Raw genomic sequence first — 24,886 nt, forward strand, 5'->3', positions numbered from 1 at the left:
GACATGGTGCTAAATCGCAACACCGGCGGGGTCAAGGAAGCCCGAACGTCCGTCGCGGGTTCATCTCGGATTCTTGCCGACGATGGACGGATTCCCGCCTATGTGGCCGAAATAAGGCACCCGCCGCAGCGGGATTCCGCCGAGGTTGCTGAGCCCCGGCGGGGAGCGCTACCAAGGGGACCGCATCCTGGGGAAGACCGGCATGATCGTCTATGGAATCACGAACTGCGACACCTGCCGCAAGGCCCGCGCGGCGCTGACGGCGGCGGGGCATGAGGTCAGCTTCCGAGACATTCGCGCCGAGCCGCTTGCCCCCGGCGAGCGGGACGAATTCGTTGCCGCTTTCGGGGACGCGATCCTCAACCGCTCCTCGGCGACCTGGCGGGGTCTCGACGCAGAAGCGCGGTCGGGGGCGGCCACCGTCCTGCTTGCCGCCCATCCGACGCAGATGAAACGGCCCGTGATCCGCGCGGATGGTGGTGCGCTGCATATCGGCTGGGGGTCGGCCACGCAGGCGGCGTTGCTGAAATGAAAAGCCCCGCCCGGTCGGCCGGGCGGGGCGGAATGATCGAGATCCGCGATGCTCAGAGGAGCTTGAGGTCGGACGCCGATGCACGGCCGTCCCGGCCGGACTGCATCTCGTAGGCAACCTTCTGGTTGTCCGAGAGCGTCTTCAGCCCCGCCCGTTCGACTGCGGAGATGTGCACGAACACATCCTTGCCGCCATCATCGGGCGCGATGAAACCATAGCCCTTCGTCGTGTTGAACCATTTCACGGTGCCCGTGGCCATCCGTCTACTCCCTATTAGGTCTCCCCGAGGCGACATTGCCTGGGGCCGTGCAGCCAGGTCTTTCGGTTCTTCCGGCTGCCCCGAGGAAGGGAGCGGTAGGAAAGTCTGCGTTCACGCCGGCGAAATGATGCGGGATTTCAGGCAAAAATCAAGGATTTTGCGGAAACGGTGCATGGCGCTTCCGGGTAAGGACCCGGTCGAGCGAAACCGGCCCCGCGCCGTGGAGGGCGAGCGCCAGGAGGAGGAAGGCCCATAGCGTGCGCTGGTCGAGAACGAGCGCACCGGACGCCGCGTCGAACCAGCGACCGAGGTCGTCGCCGGCGACGCCGTGGCCGAGAACATCGGTGAGGCTCTGGACGAAGACGAAGCCGATCATGCCGAGCGCGGCGAGGCGCGTGAAGAGCCCGACAACGATAAGGAGCGGCAGAAACAGTTCGGCCATCGTGCCGGCCGTCGCAACGGCCCAGTGAAAGAGGCCGAGCTGCGAGGAATCGTAGCCGGCGGCCTCCATCGCCCTTGGGAAGATCTGCACGTAGGCGCCGTCGGAGGGCATCAGGAAGCCGAGGGGGCCGGGGCCGAGCTTCGTCGCCGCCGAGGACCAGAAATATACGAGGAGCACCGCGGCGAAGGTCGCCCGGGCGAGGCTGGGCACGAGCGCGGGCGCCAATCGGGACAACCCGCCGGCAAGGCGGTCGTAGAGCGCGAGCATGATCGTCAGTCTCCGGTCGAGAGGCCCGTGATTGCGTTGCCGCCGATCAGGAGGCCGAGTGTAGCGGTGAGGTCGAAGGCGGGGGCGGCGTCGAGCGCCTCGGCGACGGTCCTGCCGGCGCGAAGGGCCGCGACGAATGGCGCGGCGCCCGCGGGAAGGACCACGGGCTCGGGGTCGAACTCCGGGCGAAGGATCAGCACGTCCTGCGCCTCGACCGACGTCGGCACGGCGGTGCCGCGCATGTTGGCGGACCAGATCGCATGGACCGGCCAGCGCGACCTGAGGAGGCGGAGGGTCGGCGCGAGGGTAAGCCGGGCGGCGAGGAACCGCTCCGGCGCAAGCGACTGGAGTGTCCCGGGCGCCACCGCGTCGGCGTCGGCGGCGTGGTAGCTTTCGCGCAGCGCCAGTTCCAGTCGGGCGACATCCGCGAGGTAGGGCAGATGGGCGACGGGAGGAAAGGTTTCGAGGAAGGCCGGCATCGCTCCGCCGTAGAACATCAGGACCGGCGAGGCGGGCGGATGGGCGCGCAGATGCTCGCGCGCCATGGCGGCGAAGAAGTCCTCGCCCACGAGCTTGCGCAAGGCCGGAAAGGCCTGCCTCAGCGCCTCGGTGAGCGAGACGGTGACGTTGTTGCGGTAGACGTCGAAGCGGCGCCCGGCGGGGCGGCCATCGGGGGCGGTCAGGCCCGGGGGCGCCAGCCGGGCGGGGTCGAGGAGGGCGGCACGGAACTCTGCCTGACTCATGCCGTCACCCGGTCGAGGATGCGGGCGGCGCGGGTGGCCTCGGCGGCAAGGACGGGCCAGTCGGGCACGTCGTTGTCCCATTCGATGAGCGTCGGTCGGGGTCCCGCCTTGCGAATTGTCTGCGCGTAGAGCTGCCAGACCGGATCGGTCACTTCCGAGCCATGCGCGTCGATGAGAAGGGCGGCGCCCGTGTCGTCCCTGTCTTCGTCATGGCCGCCGAGGTGGATTTCGCCGACGAGGTCATGGGGGAAACGCTCGATATAGTCGCAAGGGTCCGTCCGGCGGTTTGTGCAGGAGACGAAGACGTTGTTGACGTCGAGCAGAAGCCCGCAGCCCGTGCGCGCCGCAACCTCGGTCAGGAAGTCGATCTCGGCGATGCTGGTTTCGGCGAAGTCGAGATAGACCGAGGGGTTTTCCAGGAGCATCCTGCGGCCGAGTGCCTCCTGCACCTCGTCGATATGTTCGGCGACGCGCGCCAGCGTCGCCTCGGTATAGGGCAGGGGCAGGAGGTCGTTCAGGAAGGCCGCATCGTGCGTGGACCAGGCGAGGTGTTCCGAAAAGCTCGCCGGCTTCAGCCAGCCGCAGAGATGGCGGAGCCGGCCGAGATGGTCGCGGTCCAGCGGACCTTCGCCGCCGATGGAGAGGCCGACACCGTGCACCGAGAGCGGGAAGCGTTCCGCCAGGGCACGAAGTTGCGCGATCGGCCGGCCGCCGGCTCCCATGTAGTTTTCTGCATGGATTTCCAACCAGCCGACCGGGAAAGTCTCGGCGAGGATGTTCGAAAAATGCTGCGGCTTGTAGCCGACACCCGGGTAGGGGGGCAGTCCGTTCATCGCGGTCCGGTCGAACATCTCGTCCCCCTTTTAGGCCTTGGGGCCTCCCCGGTGGGGCCGGGAAGGCCGCGTGGCGGATCAGCCCTGCGGCAGGTCGCGGTCGAGCGCCTCGAGCGAGCCCATCCGGCCGTCCGGCAGTTCCATCGTGGTGCAGGTGCCGGCGGGCACGAGTTTCCAGGAATTGCCCTGATAGTCCACCTTGGAGGTGCCGGCGCAGGTCGTGCCGGGGCCGGCGGCGCAGTCGTTCTGGCCGGCGAGCGCCACGCCGAAGCACTTATCCTTGGCTTCCTGGGCGGCGGCCGGCACCGCGAGATGCGCCGCGAGCGCGGTGGCGAGCGAGGTTGCGACCGCGAGCGTCTTCATGGAATGCGACATGACTGGTTCCCTTGCTTGGTTTCGATCGTCGTTGGTTCGACGGAGCCAAGCTAGCGGGCAGGGTGCGTCACGATCCACTCACGAACCTGTGGCCCACGCGGCCGTGAACCCCTGCATGCCGCAGCGCCCGTCTGAACGCAGGCAAGCTCGCGCGGGCGCTGCGGCGCGGCGACGGCCGAAAACCCATGATAAAAGGCTAGCGGAGGTCCGGCGGCGCGGCCTCGGCAGCGAATGCTGCGACTGCATCCGCCAGCGCCCGGGTTTCGGTCCGCGTTTCACCGAGGCGGCGGATTGAAACACTCCGCTCCTCGACCTCCTTCATGCCGATGGCGAGGATCACGGGGACTTTTCCGACCGAGTGTTCGCGGACCTTGTAGTTGATCTTCTCGTTCCGCGTGTCGGCCTCCGCCCGAAGCCCAGCGGCGGTCAGCCTCGCCACGACCTCGGCCACGTAGTCGTCGGCATCCGAGACGATCGAGGCGACGACGATCTGCCGCGGCGCAAGCCAGAAGGGCATCCGGCCGGCATAGTTCTCGATCAGGATGCCGATGAACCGTTCGAAACTCCCGAGGATGGCGCGGTGCAGCATCACCGGACGATGCTTGGCGCCGTCCTCGCCGACATATTCGGCGCCGAGCCGGACGGGCAGGTTGAAGTCGGCCTGGAAGGTGCCGCACTGCCATTCCCGCCCGATCGCATCGGTGAGCTTGAAGTCGAGCTTCGGCCCGTAGAAGGCGCCTTCGCCGGGGTCGATCTCGAAATCGTTGGTGACCTTGCGGACCGCGTTCTCCAGAGCGGCCTCGGCCTTGTCCCAGACCGCATCCGAGCCTACCCGCACCTCGGGCCGGGTCGAGAGCTTCACGTCGAACTTGGCGAAGCCGAGATCGCGGTAGATCGACGACAGAAGCCCGATGAAGTTGGCGCATTCCGCCTCGATCTGGTCCTCGGTGCAGAAGATATGGGCGTCGTCCTGGGTGAAGCCGCGCACGCGCATCAGCCCGTGCATGGAGCCGGAGGATTCGTAGCGGTGGCACGATCCGAACTCGGCCAGGCGCAGCGGCAGGTCGCGGTAGGATTTCAGGCCCTGGTTGTAGACCTGCACATGGCAGGGGCAGTTCATCGGCTTCAGCGCGTTGACGCGCTTTTCCTTCGCCCCTTCCTCGTCCACCTCGACGATGAACATGTTCTCGCGGTAGGCCTCCCAGTGGCCCGACTTTTCCCACAGGATGCGGTCCACGACCTGCGGGGTCCTGATTTCCTTGTAGCCCGCTTTCCGCAACCGGCGGCGCATGTAATCCTCGAGCGCGCGGTAGATCGTCCAGCCGTTCGGGTGCCAGAAGACCATGCCCGGCGCTTCTTCCTGAAGGTGGAACAGCTCCATCTCGCGGCCGAGCTTCCTGTGGTCGCGCTTCGCGGCCTCTTCCAGCATCGTCAGATAGGCCTTGAGGTCATCGCGGTTCTTGAAGGCGACGCCGTAGATGCGCTGCAACTGCTTGTTGCGGTGATCGCCCCGCCAGTAGGCGCCGGCGACCGACATCAGCTTGAAGGCATCCGCCGGAAGCTGGCCGGTGTGCTGGAGGTGCGGGCCCCGGCAGAGATCCTGCCAGTGGCCGTGCCAATACATGCGCAGCGGCTCGTCGCCGGGGATCGCCTCGATCAGTTCGACCTTGAAGGGTTCGTTCTTCCGGACATAGTGGTCGATGGCACGGGCGCGGTCCCAGACCTCGGTGCGGACCGGATCGCGCTCGTTGATGATCGCCTTCATCTCCTTCTCGATCAGCCCGAGGTCTTCGGGCGTGAAGGGCTCGTCGCGGTCGAAGTCGTAGTACCAGCCGTTTTCCACCACCGGGCCGATTGTGACCTTGACCTCGGGCCAGAGCTTCTGGACGGCGCGGGCCATGACATGGGCGAAGTCGTGGCGGATGAGTTCGAGCGCCTGCGCGTCGTCCTTCATCGTATGGATGGCGATGGCGGCGTCCGCCTCGATCGGCCACTGGAGGTCCCAGTGCCTGCCGTCGACGGAGGCCGAGATCGCGGCCTTGCCAAGCGAAGTGGCGATGGATTGCGCGACCTCGGCGGGGGTCACGCCCCTGGCGTAGTCACGCTTGTTGCCATCGGGGAATGTCAGGGAAATCTGGCTCATCGGCCATGCTCCTCGTCGGTTTGGCGCCTACGGAACGCCCGGTTGCGGGTATGTCGGGTTTTTCATATCGGGGAATGGCCGGGGGAAGTCAACGGGCAAGCCGGGGGTTCCACCCCCGGACCCCCGGGAGTATTTGTGCCACAGCGAAAAGGGGGGAGCGGCATGAGCGACTATCTCGAGACGCCGCAGGGACGGCGGATCGCCCATGACCGGACCCAAGGCAAGGGGCCGGGCGTCGTGTTCCTCGGCGGCTTCCGGTCGGACAAGGAGGGGACGAAGGCGCTGGCGCTGGAGCACTGGGCACGAGCCGAGGGGCGGGCCTTCCTGCGCTTCGATTATTCCGGCCACGGATCGTCCTCGGGCGACTTCCTCGACGGTTCGATCGGCGCCTGGCTGGAGGATGCGCGGGCGGCGGTCATGGCGCTCACCGACGGGCCGCAGGTTCTGGTCGGCTCGTCGATGGGGGGCTGGATCGCGCTGCTTCTGGCGCGGGACCATCCGGCGAAGGTCGCGGGGCTGGTGACGGTGGCGGCCGCGCCGGATTTCACCGAAGACATGTGGATCGGGTTCACGGCGGAAGAGCGGTGGGCGCTGATGGAAAACGGGCATGTGGCGCAGCCCTCGGACTACGCCGATGAGCCCTACATCATCACCCGCCGGCTGATCGAGGAGGGGCGGCAGCGCCTTGTGCTGCGGTCGCCCCTGCCGCTGCCGATGCCGGTCAGGATGCTGCAGGGCACCGGCGACACGGATGTGACCGTCGAAGTGGCGCTGCGGCTGCTCCACCATGCCGAGGGGCCCGACATCCGTCTGACTCTGGTCCGGGGGGCCGATCACCGGTTCTCGACGCCGGATTGCCTGCGGCTGATCGAGGCTTCGGTGGGCGAGGTTCTTCAGCGGTGCCCGGGCGATGCCTAGGCGCGGGCGGATATTCGGCGGGATTGTACTCCTCCTCGGCATCGCCGTCGCGCTCGTCTTCGCGGTCGGACCGCGCGAACCGCTCGACCTCGAGCCCGATTTCGACGCCGCGCGGCTGCCGGCCGATCTCGACGCCTATCTGGCGACGCGCGAGGCCACCGTGGGCGGAATCGTGCCGGGGGCAGAGAAGCGCATCGTCTGGGCGGGGGAGCCGGGGGCGCAGACCGACTGGGCGGTGGTCTATCTGCACGGATTTTCCGCCACAGCCGAGGAGATCAGGCCGGTGCCGGATCGCGTCGCCGCGGCGCTGGGGGCAAATCTCTACTACACGCGGTTCGCAGGCCATGGCGTCGGGCCCGCGCGCTTCGCCGGGCCGAGCGTGAACGACTGGATGATCGACGTGGCCGAGGCGCTGGCCATCGGCAAGAGGATCGGCGCAAGGGTCCTGGTGATCGCGAGCTCCACCGGCGGGACGCTCGCCGCCGAGGCGGCGGTGCAGCGGGACCTTGCGGCGCGGATGGACGCCGTCGTCTTCGTCTCGCCGAACTTCGGCATCCGGAGCCCGGCGGCGGCACTTCTGACCTGGCCCTTCGCAAGGGGCTGGGTGGCGGCGGTCGCGGGACGGGAGCGCTGCTTTACGACGGGGAGCGCGGCCCATGCGCGCTACTGGACGGCCTGCTACCCGACCGAGGCGCTGCTGCCGCTGGCCGCGGTGGCGAAACATGCGGCGGGGCAGGACTACGCTACCGTGACGCTGCCCGCGCTCTTCCTCCTTGCCGAGGCGGACCGCGTGGTCTCGCCCAAGGCCACGGCGCGTGTCGCCGCGCGGTGGGGCGGGCCGGTGACGCTGCGGCCCCTCGTGGTCGGGGCAGGCGATGACCCCTTGTCCCACGTGATCGCGGGCGACGTGCTCAGCCCCTCGATGACCGCCCCCGTGACGGAGGAGATCCTTCGCTGGGCCAGGAACCTGCCTCGCGGGGGTTGAGACGGCTCAGACCGCGCGCAGCGGCGTCTTGCTGGACCCGGCGCGGGCGGGGCGCGCGGTCCCGGCGTTAGCGTCGATGAAGTTGAGCACCAGCGGCCGGATGTTCTTGCGCCAGGACTTGCCGGCGAAGATGCCGTAGTGGCCGGCGCCCGGTTCGAGATGCTTGGCCTTCTTCGCCTCGGGCAGGCCGGTGCAGAGCCTGAGCGCCGCGAGGCACTGGCCGGGCGCGGAGATGTCGTCCTCCTCGCCTTCGACGACCTTCACGGCGACATCGGTGATCTTGCCGAAGTCGACGCGCTTGCCGGCGACCTCGAAGCTGTTGGTGGCGATCTCGCGGTTCTTGAAGATGCGTTCGACGGTGGAAAGGTAGAATTCCGCGGTCATGTCCATGACCGAGAGATACTCGTCGTAGAAGCGGTTGTGCGCGTCGCGTTCGGAGGCCTCGCCATTCGCCGCCCGGACGATCTGGTCGGAGAAGGCCTGGGCGTGGCGATCGAGGTTCATCGAGATGAAGGAGGCGAGCTGGAGAAGCCCCGGATAGACGAGCCGCCCGGCGCCGGCATACTTGAAGCCAACGCGCTGGATGGCGAGGTGCTCGATCTGGCCCATCGTCAGGCGGCGGCCGAAGTCAGTGACTTCGGTCGGCGCCGCGTCGGGATCGACCGGACCGCCGATGAGCGTGAGCGTCCGCGGCTGTGCCTCGGGGTCCTCCTCGGCCAGATACGCGGTGGCTGCGAGCGTCAGGGGCACCGGCTGGCAGACGGCGACGACATTGGTTTCCGGGCCGAGGGCCCGCATGAAATCGACGAGGTAGAGCGTGTAGTCCTCGATGTCGAACTTGCCGGCCGACACGGGAATGTCGCGCGCGTTCACCCAGTCCGTCACGTAGACGTCGCAGTCGGGCAGCAGGCTGACGACGGTGGAACGGACGAGCGTGGAATAGTGGCCCGACATCGGCGCGACGAGCAGCACCCGGCGCGGCATCGGCTCGCGCCCGAGAACGCGGAAGTGGATGAGGTCGCCGAAGGGGCGCGAGATGACGGTCTCCACCTCGACCAGATGGTCGCGGTCATCCGAGCCGACGATGGTGCGGATCCCCCAGTCGGGCTTGATCACCATGCGCGCGAAGCTGCGTTCGGTGATGCGGCCCCAGGCCGACATGACCTTGAACATCGGATGCGGCACGAGACCCCAGACCGGGTAGGAGGCGAAGGCACGGGCCGAGGCGCCGAGCCATTCGTTCGTGTTCCGCACGGTCTCCATGAGGTCGTAAGTGGCCATGCCCTTCATCGCGTTTCCCGAACCCCTCAATCGACCGGTCTCCATTCCACACTTTGCACGGGACCCGGGCGGCGGTATCCTGTGAATGCTGCACCGCAACAATGTTACGGGGGAATTGTAAGTATGACAACAGATGTTGCGAGCGGGCCGGAAAGCCCTGAAGAGCCGCCCGCGAACATCGACAAGCTGAACGCCAATATCGCCCGGATCGAGGAATTGACGCAGCGTCTGGTACAGGCGCTTTCGCACAGGGGCGCCCCGAACCCGGAGGTGGAGGCGCCCGGTCCCGAGTTCTTCGCCAAGGCTGCGGCGGCCTACTGGACGCAGATGCTCGAGAACCCCGGCAAGCTGATCGAGCAGCAGGTCAGCTACTGGGGAAAAGCGCTCAGGCACTATGTCGAGGCGCAGCATGCGCTGGCTCAGGGCAAGCTTCAGCCGCCTGCCGACGAGAGCCCGAAGGACCGCCGCTTCGCGAACCCGCTCTGGAATACGCACCCGTACTTCAACTTCCTCAAGCAGCAGTATCTCTTCAACGTCGAGGCGCTGGAAAGCGCGGTGGCAGAGCTTCAGGACGTGACGCCGCTCGAACGGCGGCGGATCGAGTTCTTCACCCGCCAGATCATCGACATGATGGCGCCGACGAACTTCCTCGCCACCAATCCCGACGCGCTGGAACGTGCGCTTGAGACCGAGGGCGAGAGCCTCGTCAGGGGGCTCGAGAACCTCGTGCGCGACATCGAGCTTCATCGCGGCGAGCTTCTGGTGACGCTCGCCGACCGCGACGCCTTCACGGTGGGCGAGAACATCGGCACCACCGAAGGATCGGTCGTCTTTCGCAATCGGATGCTGGAACTCATCCAGTACAAGGCGACGACCGAGACGGTGCGCGAGCGGCCGCTTCTGATCTTTCCGCCCTGGATCAACAAGTTCTACATCCTCGATCTCAAGCCTGCGAACAGCCTGATCAAGTGGGTGATCGACCAGGGCTACACGCTCTTTGTCGTGAGCTGGAAGAACCCGGATGCGGCCTATGCCGGTGTCGGCATGGACGAGTATGTGGAGGAGGGCTACCTGACCGCGATCCGCGAGGTGAAGGCGATCACCGGCCAGGACCGGATCAACGCCGTGGGTTACTGCATCGCGGGAACCACGCTGGCGCTGACGCTCGCGCTGATGGCGAAGCGGGGCGACCGGGCGGTCGGGTCCGCGACCTTCTTCACCACGCTCACCGATTTCGCCGACCCCGGCGAGATCGGCGTCTTCCTGAACGACGATTTCGTCGACGGGATCGAACGCGAGGTGGCGAAGAAGGGCTATCTGGACAAGTTCTTCATGGGGCGGACCTTCTCGTTCCTGCGCTCGAACGACCTCATCTACGGCCCGGCAATCAAGAGCTACATGATGGGTGAGCGGCCGCCCGCCTTCGATCTTCTCTACTGGAACGGCGACGGCACCAACCTGCCGGCGCGGATGGCGATGGAGTATCTGCGCGGCCTCTGCCAGGCCAACCGCTTCGCCGCGGGAACCTTCGATATCTGCGGCGAATCGGTCTCCATCCAGGATGTCCGCGTGCCGGTGTGTGCCATTGCCTGCGAAACCGACCACATCGCGCCGTGGCGGGCGTCCTATGCCGGCATCCGTGCATTCGGCGCGACGGACAAGACCTTTATCCTTGCCGAATCCGGGCACATAGCCGGCATCGTCAATCCGCCGGCGAAGGGCAAGTACGGCTACTACACCAACGCCGGCGCGATGGAAGCGGACGACGAGGCCTGGAAGGCCACGGCCGAGCACCACCGGGGGAGCTGGTGGCCGGCATGGGTGGGCTGGCTTGAGAAACGCTCGGGCAAGCTCGTTCCCGCCCGCGTGCCGGGCGATGCGGCGCATCCCGTGCTGGCGCCGGCCCCGGGAACCTACGTCGTCGAGACGCCCGGCGCCTGAGCCGGATTAATTCAGCGACAAAAATTTCTGCGATGCAGCAATGAGGGGTTGATTTTCTGCACTGCAGCATGTATCTCCTCCCCATCAGGAAACGCGCGGCGGGCCGCGCACCCCCCAGGAGATACAGACATGCAGAAAGCTCAGGATTTCACCAAGGTCATGCAGGACATGGCAGCGAAGTTCCCCTTCGACCAGAAAGCGTTCCAGGACTCGTTCAAGAGCTCGGCCGCACTTGGCGAGAGAGTCGCGAAGGTCGCCCTCGAGGCCGCCGAGAAGTCGAGCGAGATCTCGGCGAAGTGGACCAAGGAGACGCTCTCCAAGGTCGGCGCGCTGACGAAGGTCAAGGAAGAGCCGGCGGACTATACGAAGGCCGTGTCGGACTTCGCCGCTGCCGCCGCCGAGATGGCCGCTGAAAACCTCGCCGCCTTCGCCGAAGTTGCGAAGAAGGCCCAGATGGAAACCGTCGAGCTGATGCTCGCCGCCGGCAAGGACCTTTCGGAAGACGCCGCTGCGGCCGTCAAGAAAGCCCAGGCGGAAGTGACCTCGGTGGCGAAGAAAGCCGCTGCCGCCGCTTCGGTGAAGTGATCTGACGCCAGCCTTTTCCTCCCTGTAGGCTAGGCCGACCTGGCGGGCACCCTGTGCCCGCCTTTCTTTTTGTTGTGTTTTCCGCCGTGCGGCGTAATCTCGCCGCGACGCCAATACGTCGCGGGGAGAGAACAAGATGGCAGAGGATGCCAAGCCGCTTCTGATCAAGCGGTATGCGAGCCGTCGGCTCTACAACACCGAAACCAGCGACTATGTGACGCTCGAAGACATAGCCTCGTTCATCCGTGAGGGGCGCGAGGTGCAGATCGTTGACCTGAAGACGGGCGACGACCTCACCCGGCAGTATCTCCTGCAGATCATCGCCGAGCACGAAAGCCGGGGCGAGAACGTTCTGCCGGTCGATGTGCTGACCGATCTCGTGCGCAGCTACACGACCAGCGCGCAGAGCGTGGTGCCGCAATTCCTCGCGGCCTCTTTCGAGATGCTGCGCGAGGGCCAGTCGAAGCTGATGGAAAACCTTGCCACCTTCCCGAACCCGATGGCCTCGATGCCGGGGTTCGCCGAGATGCAGCGCCAGCAGCAGGCCTTCCTGAAGTCGATCATGGGCGGTTTTGCGGGTTCGTCCGGCCCTGCGCGCGAGGACGACGAGGAAGAGAAGGATGGCCGGGCGAAGGGCAAGGCGAAGGGCAAGGCCGGAGATTCCGACGATCTCGCGCAGATTCGCAAGCAACTGGCCGAACTTCAGACCAAGCTGTCGAAACTCTGACCCCGGCGGGGGCGGCGGGCTCAGCCGTCCTTGACCTCGGCCGCGGCGGCCAGAAGCGCATCGGCGATGAAGTCGAGATCGCCGCGTTTCAGCCGCGCCGGAAGGCGCAGATCGCCGGCACGCATCAGCATCGCCCGGGTCTTCGGCAGTTCGGGCAGGTCGCCCAGGAACTGCCAGTTCCAAAAGGCCCGCGCGTTGTCGCGCGACAGGCCGAAGACCTGCACCGAGACGCCGCGCCGGTCGGCCGCCGCCTGGAAGGCGCGCGCTTCCTCGTCGCTGTCGAAGCCGCGGAGAAGGAACTGAAGCGAATCCGGCGCGCGTTCCTCCTTCGCCAGGGCCGGCGGAACCGCCATCCAGGGCGAGGCGCCGAGCCGCGCGGCGACGTAATCGTGGTTCGCACGACCGGAGGCGACCCGGTCCTCGATGAGCGGGATCTGCGGCCGGATCACCGCGGCGGACAGGTTCTGCATCCGCATGTTGTAGAGCGGCAGCTTGTTCTGCCAGAGATGGAAGCTGTTCTGCAGTCCGGGATGTTTCTTCCAGTTGTGTTCGTAGGCGCCCGACATGATCACGGCGCGGGCCGCGATCTCCGGGTCGTCGGTGATGAACATGCCGCCTTCGCCGGCGTTGACCAGCTTGTAGGACTGGAACGAGAAGCAGCCGATCTTGCCAATGGTGCCGATCTTGCGCCCGTCCCAGCGCGTGCCGAGCGAATGCGCCGCGTCCTCGATCACCGGAACGCCGAGGGCGTCGCAGGCCGCCATGATCGCGTCCATGTCCGAGGTGTGGCCGCGCATGTGGCTGATGAGCGCGGCCTGCGCGCCGTCGGCGAGCTTGGCGCGGAAATCCGCCATGTCGATCCTGAGATCCTCGCCGACCTCGACGAGGACGGGCACGCAATTGGCATGGACGACGGCGGAGGGCACGGCCGCGAAGGTGAAGGCGGGGACAAGAACCTTGGCGCCCGGCTGAAGGTCGAGCGCGCGGAGCGCGAGGAAGAGTGCGGCCGAGCAGGAGGATACGGCGAGCGCATAGCGCACACCCATGTATTCGGCGAACTCCGCCTCCAGCCGCGCGACCGGCGCGCCTTCGGGCGCGGTGTAGCGAAAGAGGTCGCCCGAGGCGAGGAGGCGGTCGATCTCGGCGCGCGCGGCCTCCGGGATCGGCTCGGCGTCATAGACATTCGGCGCGGGCCGCACGGGCTGGATGCGCTTCGCAACGGCGTCGGTGGACATCCCGATATCCCCTCTGGTCTCGTCTGCGCACAGCTACTTCAGGGCGGCGAGATACGCCAGTCCTTTCGACATCGCTGGGGCGGCCGGCCCTTGCCCTTGGCCACCCTCCGCCGGTCCGGCGGTCAGACGTTGAGAAGGAGGTGCTCCCTCTCCCACGGGCTGATGACCTGCAGGAACTCCTTGTATTCGTTGCGTTTGACAGCTTCGTAAATGCCGCAGAACTCCGGCGTCAGCGCCTCGCGCACCGGCGCGCTCTCCGAAAAGAGGTCGAGCGCGTCGCCGAGCGTGGTCGGCAATTCGTCAGCGTCGATATAGGCGTTGCCGGTCTTCTCGGGGCGCGGCATCTTCTTTTCCATCAGCCCGAGATAGCCGCAGACGAGCGAGGCGGCGATGCCGAGGTAGGGGTTGCAGTCCATGCCCGGCAGCCGGTTCTCGATCCGCCGCGCCTTCGGGTCGGAAATCGGGACGCGCAGCCCCGTCGTGCGGTTGTCGCGGCCCCATTCCAGGTTGATCGGGGCGGCGAAGTCCGGCACGTAGCGGCGGTAGGAATTGACGTAGGGCGCCATCAGCGCCACCACCGCCGGCAGGTAGGTCTGCATCCCGGCGATGTAGTGCAGGAAGGCAGGGGTCTCGCCGCCCTTGGCGGTGGTGAAGATGTTGTTGCCGGTCTTGATGTCCACCACGGACTGGTGGATGTGCATGGCCGATCCCGGTTCGCCCTCGATGGGCTTGGCCATGAAGGTGGCGAAACTGTCGTGCCGCAGCGCCGCCTCGCGGATCAGCCGCTTGAAGTAGAAGACTTCGTCGGCCAGCACCACCGGGTCGCCATGGCTCAGGTTCAGTTCCACCTGGCCCGCGCCGCCCTCCTGCACGATGCCGTCGATCTCGATCCCCTGCGCCTCGGCGAAGTCGTAGATGTCGTCGATGACCCGGCCGTATTCGTCCACGGCTGACATCGAGTAGGCCTGGTTCGCCATCACCCGCCGGCCGGAGCGGCCGATGGGCGGGATCACCGGCTGGTTGGGGTCGATGTTGCGGGCGACGATGTAGAACTCCATCTCGGGCGCGATGATCGGGCGCCAGCCCTGCGCCGCGTAGAGGTCGAGCACGCGCTTCAGCACGTTCCGCGGCGCCATCGGCACCGGGTTGCCCTGCTGGTCGTTCACGTCATGGATGACCTGCAGCGTTACATCGGCGGTCCACGGCACCGCCTGCGCGGTGGTGAAATCCGGCACGAGGATCATGTCGGGCTCGGTGAACTCGTCGCCCCCCGGCATGTCGGCATAGTCGCCGGTGATGGTCTGCGCGAAGATCGAGTTCGGCAGGTGGAAGAACTTCTGCTTGGCGAACTTGGAGGCGGGCATTGCCTTGCCCTTGGCCACGCCGGCGAGGTCTGCGACGAGGCATTCGACCTCGTCCAGCCGGCGGCCGGAAATGTATTCCTGCGCGGCTTCCGGCAGTTTCTGGGTCCAGTCGGACATGAATCACACTGTTATGAGTTGCGGGTTTGCTTGAAGAAATCCGCGATCCGGTCGGCGATCGCGGCCGAGGAATTGGGCTGGCCGAGACGTCCGGAGGCCGCGGCCATGACCTCGTCGGGAACGAGACCCTTGCCGCGGGTCCGCATCAACCCGTCGATGAAGTCGTCCGTGAACTCGGGATGCGCCTGCACGGTGAAGGCGCGGTCGCCGTAGACGAGCGCCGCATTCTCGCAGAACTCGTTGGAGGCAACGGGTTCGGCCATCGGCGGGCGCTCCGTCACCTGGTCGCGGTGCCAGGCGTTCATGGTGATCGTCTCGCCGTCGAAATCGTAGTCGGTCGGGCCCACCGCCCAGCCCTTGTCGAAGCGTTCGACGCGGCCGCCCAGGGCCTGGGCGATGATCTGGTGGCCGAAACAGATGCCGACCATCGGAACCTTTTCGGCGTAGGCGCGGCGGATGAAGTCCTCCAGCGGCCGGATGAACGCATGGTCTTCGTAGGCGCCGTGGCGCGAGCCGGTGATCAGCCAGCCGTCGCATTCGTGCACGTCCTTCGGGAATTCCATCGCCTCCACATGCCAGGCACGGAACTCGAACCCCCGGTCAGCGAGGAGGCGGGCGAACATGTCGGGATAGTCGCCCATGTCCGCGCGAAGCGCGTCGGGCGACTGGCCGGTCTGGAGGATGCCGATACGCATGAATGTTCCTGGCGGTCTCAGGCGAAGGTAATGCCCGCCCCCGTCGCGGCGCAAGGGGGCGGCGGTGGGGTCACACCGTGTCGAGGTAGATTTCGGTCTGCTCCTCGGGCGAGAGTTCGTCCATGTAGCGCAGCTCCTGCCGCTTGGTCATGACGAGGTTGCGGATCAGTTCCTCGGGGAATATCCGCCGCACCGTCGCGCTCTTCTCGAAGACGTCTATCGCAGCGGCCCAGGTGTCGGGCAGGAGCGGCAGGTCGAGCGCATAGGCGTTGCCGGTGATCGGGGCGGGGGGTGTCAGCCTCTCCTCGATACCGATGAGCGCGGCGCCGAGGATCGCTGCGAGCATGAGGTAGGGGTTCACGTCGCCCCCCGCCACCCGATGCTCGATCCGCCGCGCCACGGGGTTGCCCGATGGGATGCGGATCGCCGAGGTGCGGTTCTCGTAGGCCCAGCAGATCTGGTTCGGCGCATGGGCTTCGGGGATGAGCCTCTCGTAGCTGTTGGCGTGCGGCGCGAAGATCAGCGTGAGGTCGTGCATCGCGGCAAGACAGCCGGCGACGGCGTTGCGCAGCCTTTCCGTCCCTTCCGGCCCGCCGTTGTCGAAGATGTTGCGGCCGTCGCGGTCGAGGATCGAGAAATGGGTGTGCAACCCGTTGCCGGAATAGTCCGGGTAGGGCTTGGCCATGAAGCTCGCCGCGAAGCCGTGGCGGCGGGCGAGCCCCTTCAGCAGCATCTTGAAGAGCCAGGCATCATCGGCCGCGCGCAGCGCATCGTCGGTGTGCATCAGGTTGATCTCGAACTGGCCAAGGCCGGATTCCGAGATCGCCGTGTCGGCGGGAATGTCCATCGCCTCGCAAGCGTCGTAGAGATCCGTGAAGAAGGTGTCGAAGGCATCGAGCGCGCGGATCGACATGATCTCGGCTGCCTTGCGGCGCTTGCCCGACCGCGGCGAGGGCGGCACCTGCAGCTTCCGGCCGCTGTCGTCGATCAGGTAGAATTCCAGTTCCATCGCGCAGACCGGCGTGAGCCCGAGCTCGCGGTAGCGCTCCACGATGCGAGCGAGCACATGGCGCGGGTCGCCCTCGTAGGGCTGGCCGTTCTCGCGGAACATCCATATCGGCAGGAGCGCGGTCGGCGCGTCGAGCCAGGGCATCGGCATGAAGCCGCGTTCGGTCGGCTTGAGGATGCCGTCGGCATCGCCGCTGTCGAACACCAGCGGGCTGTCCTCGATGTCCTCGCCCCAGATGTCGAGGTTCAAGACCGACATCGGATAGCGCGTGCCGTTCGTCACCACCGCATCGGCAAAGCGGACGGGCACGCGCTTGCCGCGAGGCTGACCGTTGAGGTCGGCCGCGGCCACACGGATCGTGCGCACCTCGGGGTGTTTTCTGAGCCAGTTCTTCATCATTCACCTGATCGGCCGGAGTGCCGGGGTCCGAAACCGCCATGGGCCGGGACCGCGAAGTCCGCCTGGCAGCATCGGCCCATGCCCTTGGGCCTTAGCTGTTTATGATCAAAACTTCCCCGATTGGCGCGCACCTCGGCAAACCGGCCGAAAAAGGCGGGCGCCTCCGCCCGAAGAATTTGATCAAAAGTAGCCTACTACCGGATGATCTGTGGACGCAAGCGGAATCTCGGGCGCGACGACTGCGGCAGGTGCCGGTTGAGCCGCCGGCCGATCAGCCCGAAGGTCGCGATGACCGTGACGGTGAGAAGGATGAAGTAGACGGCGATGACCGGGTAGGCGACGAAGGGGTTGAATGTCAGCGAGGCGAAATAAGTGGCATAGTAGAGCGCGTCGCCCTTCTGCTGGAAGGCCGGAAAGCCCGAGAAATAGACCAGCGTGGTGGCGTGGAAAAGGAAGATCGCCTCGTTGGTATAGGCGGGCCAGGCGAGCCTGAGCATCGTCGGCCACATGATCCGCCGGAACCGCGACCAGCCCGACATGCCGTAGGCGTCGGCGGCCTCGATGTCGCCCTTCGGGATCGAGCGCAACGCGCCATAGAAGATTTCGCCGGAATAGGCGGCCGTGTTGAGGCAGAGCACGATCAGCGCGCCGAGCCAGGCCTTCGACAGCCACGAGGTCTCGACCGTGACCGTCATGAATCCCAGAGGGATGTCCCAGCCCATCCGGGGGATCAGCACGAAGGCTTCGTAGGCGAGGAAGAACTGGATGAAGAGCGGCGAACCACGGAAGACGAAGATGAACCATTCGGCCGGCTTCCGGGCCCAGGGGTTCGCGCTCGCCTTGGCCACCGCCAGCGCGTTGGCAAGGAAGAATCCGATCAGAAGCGCGAGCGCACCGTAGTAGATGTTCCAGATGAGACCCGAACCGATCAGCGTGAAATGCTCGCAGAGCGTCATCTCGCCCTTTGGCAGCAGCCGCTCGCCGATACCGATCGAGCGGAGCGCGTAGTCATGGATCGTCTGGACGCAGCTCATCGTGCGGCCTTTCGCTGCATCTCGCCGCCGAGCGTCGCCTGCCCGCGGCTGAGCCGCGCCGTCACCCGGCCGAGAACGCCCTCCGAAATCCTGGTCATGCCGAGGTAGAAGGCCAGAAGCACAAGGAAATACCAGACGCGCCAGTCTGGATGGGGATACTCGAAGGCCTGCGTCTTCGATCCGCCAAGCTCCCGCGCCCAGTAGACGATATCCTCGACCCCGAGCAGGAACAGGAGCGGCGTGGCCTTGATCAGGATCATCCAGAGGTTCGACAGGCCCGGCAGCGCGTAAACCCACATCTGCGGCACGAGGATGCGCCAGAAGGCCTGCCGCTGCGACATGCCGTAGGCTTCGGCCGTCTCCATCTGCGCGCGCGGCACCGCCCGCATGGCGCCATAGAGCACGTTCGCCGCGAAGGCGCCGAAGACGACGGCAAAGGCGAGCACGGCAAGCGAGAAGCCATAGACCTCATGCACCGACTGCGGGCTGGTCGAGAGCGGCAGCTTCGCCTCGGGGCAGACGATGAAGTCGTTGCCCTGCCAGATCGGCTTGTCCCAGTCGGGGCATTTCACCTTGTGCCGGAGGTACTCGAACCCCTGGTCGAGCGCGATCGGCACGAAGAGGAAGAAGATGATGTCCGGCACGCCACGCACCATCGAGGTGTAGGCCTTGCCGAGAAGGCTGAGCGGCAGGAAGGAGGAGCGTGCCGCCACCGCGCCGCCGAAGCCGAAGGCAAGCGCGACCGGGGCGGTGATCGCCAGCAGGAGGAGCACGGTGCCGAAGGAGCCGTAGAACAGCATGTGCTTGCCCGAGGTCAGGTAGCACAGGAGCCATTGCAGCCCTTCGATCGACTTCGGATCGGCGCAGAACGCGAACATCGGAGTGCGGAGGCGGGCCGTCGCCGGCCCGCCCCTTTTCCGTCAGAACACGAGCGCTTCTTCGCCGAACCACTTCTTGATCATCGTGTTCAGCGTCCCGTCTTCCTTCATCGAGGTGATGGCCGCGTCGAGCTTGGCCTTCAGCTCGGTATCGCTTTCGCGCACGCCCATGCCGACACCGCCGCCGATCTGCACCTGATCCACGACCACAAGCTGGCCGTTGGATTCGTTGACGGCCGGCAGGAGGTAATCCTTGTCGGCAAGGACGACATCGGCCTCGCCGTTGCGAACGGCCGCGATGGTCTCGTCCGGCGTCGGGTACTCGAGCAGCGTCGCACCGGACTCGGCAACATAGGCGGCCTGGATCGTCGCGGTCTGCGCGGCGACGATGCCCTTGATGTTGGCGTCGGCGGAAAGCCCGACATAGAGCGAGGCCGCCGGCGGGATGTATTCCTGCGTGAAGTCGATGACCTTGTCGCGTTCATCGGTGATCGACATTCCGGCGATGATCACGTCGTAGTTGCCCGACACCAGGTTGGGGATGATCGAATCCCACTCGTTCGTCACCCATTCGCAGGTCAACTCGGCGCGCTTGCAGAGCTCGTCGCCCATCTCGCGCTCGAAGCCGTCGACCTCGCCCTTGTCGTTGATGAAGTTGTAGGGAGGATAGGCGCCCTCGGTTCCGAGGCGAACGGTCTGCGCCGCGGCGAGGCCGGCGCTCAGAGCCAGCGCGGCGACGGAAAGGATGAAGGTCTTCATGCGGTTACTCCCGTTGATTTGAGCTGCTTGGATCGGTCAGGCCGCAACGGTCGCGCTCAGGAACTGTTGCAGGCGTTCTGTCTTCGGACTGCCGAAGAGCCGGGCCGGCGGCCCTTCCTCCTCGATCCGGCCGAGATGCAGGAAGATAACATGATCGGACACATCGGCCGCAAGCCGCATGTCGTGGGTGACGAGGATCATCGTGCGATGCTCTTCGGCCAGAGCCTTGATGACCTTCACGACCTCCTGCTGCAACTCGGGGTCCAGGGCCGAGGTCGGTTCGTCGAAGAGGAGCGCGGTCGGCTCCATGCAGAGCGCGCGGGCGATGGCCGCGCGCTGCTGCTGGCCGCCCGAAAGCTGCGCCGGAAAGGCGTCGCACTTGTCGCCGATGCCGACCTTGTCGAGGTAGCGCCGCGCCGCGGCCTCCACCTCGGCGCGGTCGCGCTTCAGCACCGTGACGGGCGCCTCCATCACGTTCTGCAGAACCGTGAGGTGGGACCAGAGGTTGAACTGCTGGAAGACCATCGAGAGATTGGTTCGGATGCGGATGACCTGGGCCTTGTCCGCCGGGTGGCGGCCAAGCCCCTCGCCCTGCCAGAGGACCTTCTCGCCCTTGAAGATCACGTCGCCCTGCTGGCTGTCCTCCAGGAGGTTGCAGCAGCGCAGGAGCGTCGACTTGCCCGAGCCCGACGACCCGATCAGCGAGACGACCTGGCCGCGCCGCGCGGCGAGCGAAACGCCCTTCAGCACTTCGAGCGCCCCGTAGGCCTTGTGAAGGTCCCGGACTTCGATCACGGGCGTGTCGGCGTCGGTCATGTGGCAGTGTCCCCCCGGACCCCGAATAGGGCGGATATTTTGCCGTTTTACAATGCGCTTTTTGCGCGGACAGGGCAGAAATGGCGGGCGGAATGCCTAGTTGACCGGCACATCCTGCGAAGGCGGCGGCGGTGTCGGCACGGCGAGATAGGCCTCCGCCGCGATGGTGACGAGGCCCCTGAGGCCTAGGGCGGCGCGGTCGGCGGGCGCGATAGCGGCGATCGCGGCGGCAGTCGCGCGGGCAAGCGGCGCCGGATCGCGGCCGGCCGCGGTGATGAGCGGGAGGCCGGGTGTCGGCCGGGTGTGGCCGACCACCCGGAGGCGGGTGGCGACCTCGGGGTGGTGCGCCTCGATGAGCCGCCAGCTCACGGCGTCGATGGCGGCGATGTCGGCGCGGCCCTCGGCGACCGCGCGGGCGCTGTCCCGGTGGGCGCCGGTGTGGCGGGTGTGGGTGAACCTGAGGCCGCGCCGGGCCATCTCGTTCTGCGGCGCGGCCCAGCCCGACTGGCTGTCCTGGCCGTTGAAGGCGAGCGTCCGGTCGATGAAGTCATGCGCCTCGCCGGGATCGTCCGCCCGCGCGACGAAGACGGAGTAATACCAGCCCGGCGCGGCGCCGGGGAGCCCATGGTCCGGCGTGCCGACAAGCGCGACCCGGCCGTGGAGGCGTGTCCGGTAGGGCATTCCGCAGGTCTGGCCGAGAAGCAGGTCGGGGCTTTCCCAGAGGGTCCAGAGGCTTTCGTCGCGGGTCAGGGCCGGCGGCGCCGCGATCCCTTCCTCCGCCAGCGCGGCGCGGATGAGCGACCAGAACCGGTCATGCTCCGCCCGGACCTGCGGCCAGTCGTACATCGCGAGGCTCGCGATCATTTCTTCGCGTTCTCAACGGTTTGCCGAGCGATGGCGCGGTCCCGGTCGCTGACGCCGAGAAGGTCGGCCGTCACCCGGATGAGCGCGTCCTCGCGTTCGTCGCGCGCCTCGTCGGCCAGCGCGACCTGCCACATCGCCTCGATCAGGCTCACCCGGTCCTCGTGCGGAACCGCGTCCTTCAGCGCGCGGGTGAAGCGCACGGTGTCGGGTGCCTCGGCCTCCAGAACCTCGGCCTCGGCGCGGATCTTCGCGGCCTCGAAGTACGACAGCCCGTAGCGGCTCGCAACCACGCGGTCGATCCTGAGCCGCTCGGACTCCTCGTAATGCTCGTCCGCCCGCGCAAGGCGCACCAGAAGCGCGGCGAGCGCGAGCCGCGCGTCGGGTTCCGGCAGGCGGCCGGGGGCGGGGGCGAGGAGCGAGTTGAGCAGGCGCGCGATCATGACAGGCGATATAAGCCCTCCGGCGGGGATGTGCAAAGCCCGTCCCGCATCCGTCCCGCGCGCGTGGGGATCGCGTCGATCTTCCGTCCCGGCAGGCCCCGCGCGGCGTCAATACTTTCGCGGGACGTAAAGCTCGGGCGGCAGGATCGCGCGTTCGTAGTCCGGGTTGAAGACGCGGTCGGGAAGTGTGATCTCCTCGTGCGGGACCTGCTCGTAGGGGAAGAGGCCGAGGAGGTGGTCGATGCAGTTCAGCCGCGCCCGCTTCTTGTCGTTGCCCTCGACGATGTACCACGGCGCCTCGGGGATGTTGGTGCGGTGGAGCATCTCTTCCTTGGCCTTGGTGTACTGTTCCCAGCGGACGCGGGACTGGAGATCCATCGGCGACAGTTTCCACTGCTTCATCGGGTCGTGGATGCGCATGAGAAAGCGCATCTGCTGTTCCTCGTCGGTGATCGAGAACCAGTATTTGACGACCCGGATGCCCGACCGCACCGTAAGCGGCGGCCACGCCCCATTGAGTTTCCGCTTGCGGGGTGCCGCTATGGGATGAAGCGGCGGGCTGTCGGTAGCTTGTCAGGGACTACGAGACGAGGTCCTTATGAGCCGATGGCCTGCTGGTCACAGCACTGGGCCTAGGCCCACGGCATCAGATCGTCGATGTCGCGGGCGAGGTGGCCGTTGGCCAGCTTCGTGAACAGATCGCGCAGATAGGCATAGGGCTCGAGGCCGTTCATTTTGCATGTGCCGATCAGACTGGCGAAGCGGGCCCAATTGCGGCCGCCCTCGTCGTGGCCGGCAAAGAGCGCGTTACGGCGGTTCATGGCCGGGCTGCGGATGGCGTTTTCCACGAGGTTGGAGTCGATATCGATGCGCCCATCCTCCAGGAACAGCCGGAAGCCGTCCTGTCGTTTCAGCATATAGGCCATGGCCTCGCCAAGGTCGGATTTGCGCGAGACGCGGGCGGCTTGGGCCGCCAGCCAGGCGAAGAACTCATCGACCAGCGGGCGCGACAGGTCCTGCCGGACAGTTCGGCGGTGATCCGGGTCGAACCCGCGGATGGCATCCTCGATCTTGTAGAGGGCAGCGATGCGCAGCAGCGCCTCGTCCACGATGGGTGATCCCTTCTTCGGTTTAGCCTTGATCAGCTTGCGCCGGCCATGCGCCCAGCAAAAAGCCAGCCGCAGCGGATCGCCGCCCGGGCGTTTCGGCGTGGCCAGATGGGTATAGCCGCCATAGGCATCAACTTGGATCGTGCCGTTGAAGCCGTGCAGGATTTCGGCGGCATATTCGCCTTTCCGGCCAGGCCGATAGTGGAACACCACGCCCGGCGGCGCGGTGCCACCCCAGCCCCTGTCGTCGCGCAGCACCGCCCAGAGGTAGCCGGTCTTCGTCTTTCCCTTGCCCGGGTCCAGCACCGGAGCGCTTGTTTCATCGACGTAAAGCCTTGTGCTGTCGGTCATCAGCCGTTTTGCCATATGGTCAACCACGGGGGCAATCAGGGCACCCGTCCGGCCCATCCAGTCGGCGAGAACAGACCGGTCGATCGGCACCCCATGCCGCGCCATCACCACGGCCTGCCGGTTCAGCGGCATGTGCTCGGAATGCTTGGAGACGGCAATCTGGGCCAGCAGCGTCTCGGTCGGCCAGCTGCCCTCCAGCAGATGTGCAGGCGCCTTGGCTTGCACGACGCCGGTGCGCCCCTTGGGGCAGGCATATCGGGGGCGCACCGTGACGATGACCTGATAGCGCGCCGGGATGTAGTCCAGCCGCTCGGTGCGGTCTTCGCCGATCCGCACCATGTCGCCGCAGCCGCAGGGGCACACGATGCTGTCGGGCTCGACCACCCGCTCGACGCGCGGCAGGCTTTCGGGCAGGGTCCGGGCCTTGCGGGGCGCACGTGGGTTGCGCTTCTCGGGGTCCGGTTCGCTGGCCGCCATCCTGTCCTCGAGATCGGCGATCTGCGCCTGCGTCTCGGCGATGGCGGTTTCCAGATCTTCCAGCGCCAGCTCGAGCTGCGCCGGGCCCAGCTTCTCGGATTTCGGCCCGAACTTCGTGCGCCGGTAGTCCTGGACCTGACCTTCCAGCTTCTCGATCAGCGCCTTCAACTCGGTAATGAAGGCTTCCTTTTCGGCCACCACCGCCTGTTCGTGCTGGCGCGCCGCACGTTCGACCCTCGCCTCAAACCGCGCGGCTTCCAGCGCCGCCTTTTGGGCGGCAAAGGCCTTCACTACCTCGGGCGGCAGGTCGGGGAACTGGCTGAGATCAAGCGGCTGCGACATGCGCATTTCTACCCGATCCGGGACAGAAAGCCCAATAAAACAACGCCAAAATCGACCCGGTGAGTCAACCCGCCGCAGTCGGTGGGAGCACCCGTTGTGCAACCATCCGCCGCCAATCCAGACCTTCGAACAGAGCCTCGAATTGCGCCCGGGACAGCCGCATCGTGCCGTCCTGAACCTTCGGCCAGGCGAAGCTGCCTTCCTCCAGGACCTTGTAGATCAGCACCATGCCGGTGCCGTCCCAGACCAGGATCTTCAACCTGTCCCCGCGTTTTGATCGGAACACAACCGTCACGCCGGAATGCGGATCAAGCTTCAGTTCCGTCTGCACGATCAGTGCCAGAGCATTATGTCCACACCGGAAATCCACCGGCCGGGTCGCGATCAGGATCGGCAACCGCTGCCCCGCGACAATCATGCCGCCCCGCGCAGAGCGCGCACCAAGGCCGCTGCACGCTCCACCGCAACATCACCAGGAATACACAGCCGCAGATCAGGCCCGACCTCAATCGTCATCACCCCGATGCCACCCTGTGCGACCTCGACCGTCAAAGGCACAGGCTGATCCACGGGCTCGGGCAGAATGGACAGCGGCACAAAGGCAGGCTCCGCCACCTTCGGCCTTGTTGATCCGCTCAGCACGTCCATCAGCTCACCCGGCAGAGCCAGCCGACCCTGCCGGGCATGGCGGCGCCAATCCGACAAATGATGCGGCAGGATGTCATAGCGCGCCGCCACATCGACGACCCGGGCGCCTGGCTGGAGGCTTTCGGCAACAATCCGCGCCTTCATCTCATTCGACCAGCGCCGCTTGCCCCGCCGCCGCGGCTCGACAATCGCGCAACGCCCAATAAACCCGTCACCACCATCCGCCATGACAAATCTCCATCTGCTCACGCAGACCTTCTCGCAGGCCCGTCACGCGTCAGGAATACATCAATTCAATGGGTTGGAGCCGCCGCTTAC

General features: G+C 66.4%; 26 protein-coding genes and 1 pseudogene. 6 read left to right on the forward strand and 21 right to left on the reverse strand.

Translation table 11 applies throughout. From position 1 onward, the window contains the following. Positions 1-202 precede the first annotated feature (202 nt). On the forward strand, positions 203-532 hold the full coding sequence (locus ACMUOO_RS09575; RefSeq protein WP_413855070.1) for an arsenate reductase family protein: 330 nt from the start codon (positions 203-205) through the stop codon (positions 530-532). Positions 533-584: 52 nt separating this feature from the next. Here the strand turns inward: ACMUOO_RS09575 and ACMUOO_RS09580 are convergent, their stop codons facing one another. The 6 genes from ACMUOO_RS09580 to thrS all read right to left on the reverse strand — a co-directional run bounded on the left by ACMUOO_RS09580 (position 585) and on the right by thrS (position 5,594). After that, positions 585-791: a cold-shock protein gene (locus ACMUOO_RS09580; protein WP_291335963.1), complete on the reverse strand. Its 207-nt coding sequence runs from the start codon at positions 789-791 to the stop codon at positions 585-587. A 148-nt stretch (positions 792-939) separates the two neighbouring features. Then, the gene (locus tag ACMUOO_RS09585; RefSeq protein WP_301917505.1) at positions 940-1,500 is read right to left on the reverse strand and encodes a DoxX family protein; all 561 of its coding nucleotides are present in this window, start codon (positions 1,498-1,500) and stop codon (positions 940-942) included. A 5-nt stretch (positions 1,501-1,505) separates the two neighbouring features. Beyond that, the gene (locus ACMUOO_RS09590; RefSeq protein WP_413855071.1) at positions 1,506-2,243 is read right to left on the reverse strand and encodes a DUF2063 domain-containing protein; all 738 of its coding nucleotides are present in this window, start codon (positions 2,241-2,243) and stop codon (positions 1,506-1,508) included. Beyond that, a complete protein-coding gene (locus ACMUOO_RS09595; protein WP_301917507.1) occupies positions 2,240-3,094 on the reverse strand; it encodes a DUF692 domain-containing protein in 855 nt (284 codons plus the stop codon). Before ACMUOO_RS09595 ends, ACMUOO_RS09590 begins: the two co-directional genes overlap by 4 nt. 60 nt (positions 3,095-3,154) lie before the next feature. Next, the gene (locus ACMUOO_RS09600; protein ID WP_301917508.1) at positions 3,155-3,451 is read right to left on the reverse strand and encodes a DUF2282 domain-containing protein; all 297 of its coding nucleotides are present in this window, start codon (positions 3,449-3,451) and stop codon (positions 3,155-3,157) included. Between the two features lie 196 nt (positions 3,452-3,647). Then, positions 3,648-5,594, reverse strand: a complete 1,947-nt coding sequence (gene thrS / locus ACMUOO_RS09605; protein ID WP_301917509.1) for a threonine--tRNA ligase — start codon at positions 5,592-5,594, stop codon at positions 3,648-3,650. A gap of 162 nt (positions 5,595-5,756) precedes the next feature. On the opposite strand from thrS, the gene ACMUOO_RS09610 reads away from it, so the two are divergent. Both ACMUOO_RS09610 and ACMUOO_RS09615 read left to right on the forward strand, forming a co-directional pair. Beyond that, positions 5,757-6,512 (forward strand): alpha/beta hydrolase, encoded by a 756-nt coding sequence (locus ACMUOO_RS09610; protein ID WP_301917510.1) that lies wholly within the window; start codon positions 5,757-5,759, stop codon positions 6,510-6,512. Then, the gene (locus ACMUOO_RS09615; protein ID WP_301917511.1) at positions 6,505-7,497 is read left to right on the forward strand and encodes an alpha/beta hydrolase; all 993 of its coding nucleotides are present in this window, start codon (positions 6,505-6,507) and stop codon (positions 7,495-7,497) included. Before ACMUOO_RS09610 ends, ACMUOO_RS09615 begins: the two co-directional genes overlap by 8 nt. A gap of 6 nt (positions 7,498-7,503) precedes the next feature. On the opposite strand, the gene phaZ is transcribed toward ACMUOO_RS09615, so the two are convergent. Then, entirely contained in the window at positions 7,504-8,787 is a 1,284-nt protein-coding gene (gene phaZ / locus ACMUOO_RS09620; RefSeq protein ID WP_301917512.1) for a polyhydroxyalkanoate depolymerase, read from the reverse strand. A gap of 114 nt (positions 8,788-8,901) precedes the next feature. On the opposite strand from phaZ, the gene phaC reads away from it, so the two are divergent. The 3 genes from phaC (at position 8,902) to phaR (ending at position 12,031) form a co-directional block, all read left to right on the forward strand. Beyond that, positions 8,902-10,719 carry a class I poly(R)-hydroxyalkanoic acid synthase gene (phaC, locus tag ACMUOO_RS09625; protein WP_301917513.1) on the forward strand — a complete coding sequence of 606 codons (1,818 nt, stop codon included), beginning with the start codon at positions 8,902-8,904 and terminating at the stop codon, positions 10,717-10,719. 129 nt (positions 10,720-10,848) lie between these two features. Next, positions 10,849-11,304 (forward strand): phasin, PhaP, encoded by a 456-nt coding sequence (locus ACMUOO_RS09630; RefSeq protein WP_301917514.1) that lies wholly within the window; start codon positions 10,849-10,851, stop codon positions 11,302-11,304. Positions 11,305-11,440: 136 nt separating this feature from the next. Continuing rightward, the gene (gene phaR, locus ACMUOO_RS09635; RefSeq protein ID WP_301917515.1) at positions 11,441-12,031 is read left to right on the forward strand and encodes a polyhydroxyalkanoate synthesis repressor PhaR; all 591 of its coding nucleotides are present in this window, start codon (positions 11,441-11,443) and stop codon (positions 12,029-12,031) included. Positions 12,032-12,051: 20 nt separating this feature from the next. On the opposite strand, the gene ACMUOO_RS09640 is transcribed toward phaR, so the two are convergent. The 14 genes and pseudogenes from ACMUOO_RS09640 to tnpA all read right to left on the reverse strand — a co-directional run bounded on the left by ACMUOO_RS09640 (position 12,052) and on the right by tnpA (position 24,796). Next, positions 12,052-13,266 (reverse strand): DegT/DnrJ/EryC1/StrS family aminotransferase, encoded by a 1,215-nt coding sequence (locus tag ACMUOO_RS09640; RefSeq protein WP_413855072.1) that lies wholly within the window; start codon positions 13,264-13,266, stop codon positions 12,052-12,054. Positions 13,267-13,388: 122 nt separating this feature from the next. Continuing rightward, positions 13,389-14,747 (reverse strand): glutamine synthetase family protein, encoded by a 1,359-nt coding sequence (locus ACMUOO_RS09645; protein WP_301917516.1) that lies wholly within the window; start codon positions 14,745-14,747, stop codon positions 13,389-13,391. Positions 14,748-14,758: 11 nt separating this feature from the next. Continuing rightward, a complete protein-coding gene (locus ACMUOO_RS09650; protein WP_301917517.1) occupies positions 14,759-15,442 on the reverse strand; it encodes a type 1 glutamine amidotransferase in 684 nt (227 codons plus the stop codon). 70 nt (positions 15,443-15,512) lie between these two features. Then, positions 15,513-16,847, reverse strand: a complete 1,335-nt coding sequence (locus ACMUOO_RS09655) for a glutamine synthetase family protein (RefSeq protein WP_301917525.1) — start codon at positions 16,845-16,847, stop codon at positions 15,513-15,515. 197 nt (positions 16,848-17,044) lie between these two features. Then, a complete protein-coding gene (locus ACMUOO_RS09660) occupies positions 17,045-17,884 on the reverse strand; it encodes an ABC transporter permease (protein ID WP_301917518.1) in 840 nt (279 codons plus the stop codon). Continuing rightward, a complete protein-coding gene (locus tag ACMUOO_RS09665) occupies positions 17,881-18,762 on the reverse strand; it encodes an ABC transporter permease (protein ID WP_301917519.1) in 882 nt (293 codons plus the stop codon). The genes ACMUOO_RS09660 and ACMUOO_RS09665 overlap by 4 nt, the downstream gene beginning before the upstream one ends. A 42-nt stretch (positions 18,763-18,804) precedes the next feature. Then, on the reverse strand, positions 18,805-19,521 hold the full coding sequence (locus ACMUOO_RS09670) for a transporter substrate-binding domain-containing protein (RefSeq protein ID WP_301917520.1): 717 nt from the start codon (positions 19,519-19,521) through the stop codon (positions 18,805-18,807). A 36-nt stretch (positions 19,522-19,557) separates the two neighbouring features. After that, positions 19,558-20,337 (reverse strand): ABC transporter ATP-binding protein, encoded by a 780-nt coding sequence (locus ACMUOO_RS09675; protein ID WP_301917521.1) that lies wholly within the window; start codon positions 20,335-20,337, stop codon positions 19,558-19,560. Between the two features lie 96 nt (positions 20,338-20,433). Then, positions 20,434-21,201, reverse strand: a complete 768-nt coding sequence (locus tag ACMUOO_RS09680; protein WP_301917522.1) for a phosphate/phosphite/phosphonate ABC transporter substrate-binding protein — start codon at positions 21,199-21,201, stop codon at positions 20,434-20,436. Continuing rightward, positions 21,198-21,641, reverse strand: a complete 444-nt coding sequence (locus tag ACMUOO_RS09685) for a TerB family tellurite resistance protein (RefSeq protein ID WP_301917523.1) — start codon at positions 21,639-21,641, stop codon at positions 21,198-21,200. The genes ACMUOO_RS09680 and ACMUOO_RS09685 overlap by 4 nt, the downstream gene beginning before the upstream one ends. A gap of 108 nt (positions 21,642-21,749) precedes the next feature. After that, positions 21,750-22,139, reverse strand: a pseudogene (locus tag ACMUOO_RS09690) (polyphosphate kinase 2); the annotation flags it as partial. Between the two features lie 134 nt (positions 22,140-22,273). Then, positions 22,274-23,920, reverse strand: coding sequence for an IS66 family transposase (tnpC, locus tag ACMUOO_RS09695; protein ID WP_374390489.1), 1,647 nt, complete (start codon positions 23,918-23,920; stop codon positions 22,274-22,276). Positions 23,921-23,984: 64 nt separating this feature from the next. Continuing rightward, positions 23,985-24,317 (reverse strand): IS66 family insertion sequence element accessory protein TnpB, encoded by a 333-nt coding sequence (gene tnpB, locus ACMUOO_RS09700; protein WP_413855075.1) that lies wholly within the window; start codon positions 24,315-24,317, stop codon positions 23,985-23,987. Between the two features lie 17 nt (positions 24,318-24,334). Further along, positions 24,335-24,796, reverse strand: a complete 462-nt coding sequence (gene tnpA / locus ACMUOO_RS09705) for an IS66-like element accessory protein TnpA (protein WP_374390484.1) — start codon at positions 24,794-24,796, stop codon at positions 24,335-24,337. Positions 24,797-24,886 lie beyond the last annotated feature (90 nt).

The sequence above is a fragment of the Albidovulum sp. genome (assembly GCF_041919395.1).
Classification (GTDB): Bacteria; Pseudomonadota; Alphaproteobacteria; order Rhodobacterales; family Rhodobacteraceae; genus Albidovulum.

Coding starts and splice junctions, on each gene's coding strand:
- ACMUOO_RS09575 (WP_413855070.1), top strand. CDS start 203: ATGATCGTCTATGGAATCACGAACTGCGACACCTGCCGCAAGGCCCGC.
- ACMUOO_RS09580 (WP_291335963.1), bottom strand. CDS start 791: ATGGCCACGGGCACCGTGAAATGGTTCAACACGACGAAGGGCTATGGT.
- ACMUOO_RS09585 (WP_301917505.1), bottom strand. CDS start 1,500: ATGCTCGCGCTCTACGACCGCCTTGCCGGCGGGTTGTCCCGATTGGCG.
- ACMUOO_RS09590 (WP_413855071.1), bottom strand. CDS start 2,243: ATGAGTCAGGCAGAGTTCCGTGCCGCCCTCCTCGACCCCGCCCGGCTG.
- ACMUOO_RS09595 (WP_301917507.1), bottom strand. CDS start 3,094: ATGTTCGACCGGACCGCGATGAACGGACTGCCCCCCTACCCGGGTGTC.
- ACMUOO_RS09600 (WP_301917508.1), bottom strand. CDS start 3,451: ATGTCGCATTCCATGAAGACGCTCGCGGTCGCAACCTCGCTCGCCACC.
- thrS (WP_301917509.1), bottom strand. CDS start 5,594: ATGAGCCAGATTTCCCTGACATTCCCCGATGGCAACAAGCGTGACTAC.
- ACMUOO_RS09610 (WP_301917510.1), top strand. CDS start 5,757: ATGAGCGACTATCTCGAGACGCCGCAGGGACGGCGGATCGCCCATGAC.
- ACMUOO_RS09615 (WP_301917511.1), top strand. CDS start 6,505: ATGCCTAGGCGCGGGCGGATATTCGGCGGGATTGTACTCCTCCTCGGC.
- phaZ (WP_301917512.1), bottom strand. CDS start 8,787: ATGAAGGGCATGGCCACTTACGACCTCATGGAGACCGTGCGGAACACG.
- phaC (WP_301917513.1), top strand. CDS start 8,902: ATGACAACAGATGTTGCGAGCGGGCCGGAAAGCCCTGAAGAGCCGCCC.
- ACMUOO_RS09630 (WP_301917514.1), top strand. CDS start 10,849: ATGCAGAAAGCTCAGGATTTCACCAAGGTCATGCAGGACATGGCAGCG.
- phaR (WP_301917515.1), top strand. CDS start 11,441: ATGGCAGAGGATGCCAAGCCGCTTCTGATCAAGCGGTATGCGAGCCGT.
- ACMUOO_RS09640 (WP_413855072.1), bottom strand. CDS start 13,266: ATGTCCACCGACGCCGTTGCGAAGCGCATCCAGCCCGTGCGGCCCGCG.
- ACMUOO_RS09645 (WP_301917516.1), bottom strand. CDS start 14,747: ATGTCCGACTGGACCCAGAAACTGCCGGAAGCCGCGCAGGAATACATT.
- ACMUOO_RS09650 (WP_301917517.1), bottom strand. CDS start 15,442: ATGCGTATCGGCATCCTCCAGACCGGCCAGTCGCCCGACGCGCTTCGC.
- ACMUOO_RS09655 (WP_301917525.1), bottom strand. CDS start 16,847: ATGAAGAACTGGCTCAGAAAACACCCCGAGGTGCGCACGATCCGTGTG.
- ACMUOO_RS09660 (WP_301917518.1), bottom strand. CDS start 17,884: ATGAGCTGCGTCCAGACGATCCATGACTACGCGCTCCGCTCGATCGGT.
- ACMUOO_RS09665 (WP_301917519.1), bottom strand. CDS start 18,762: ATGTTCGCGTTCTGCGCCGATCCGAAGTCGATCGAAGGGCTGCAATGG.
- ACMUOO_RS09670 (WP_301917520.1), bottom strand. CDS start 19,521: ATGAAGACCTTCATCCTTTCCGTCGCCGCGCTGGCTCTGAGCGCCGGC.
- ACMUOO_RS09675 (WP_301917521.1), bottom strand. CDS start 20,337: ATGACCGACGCCGACACGCCCGTGATCGAAGTCCGGGACCTTCACAAG.
- ACMUOO_RS09680 (WP_301917522.1), bottom strand. CDS start 21,201: ATGATCGCGAGCCTCGCGATGTACGACTGGCCGCAGGTCCGGGCGGAG.
- ACMUOO_RS09685 (WP_301917523.1), bottom strand. CDS start 21,641: ATGATCGCGCGCCTGCTCAACTCGCTCCTCGCCCCCGCCCCCGGCCGC.
- tnpC (WP_374390489.1), bottom strand. CDS start 23,920: ATGTCGCAGCCGCTTGATCTCAGCCAGTTCCCCGACCTGCCGCCCGAG.
- tnpA (WP_374390484.1), bottom strand. CDS start 24,796: ATGGCGGATGGTGGTGACGGGTTTATTGGGCGTTGCGCGATTGTCGAG.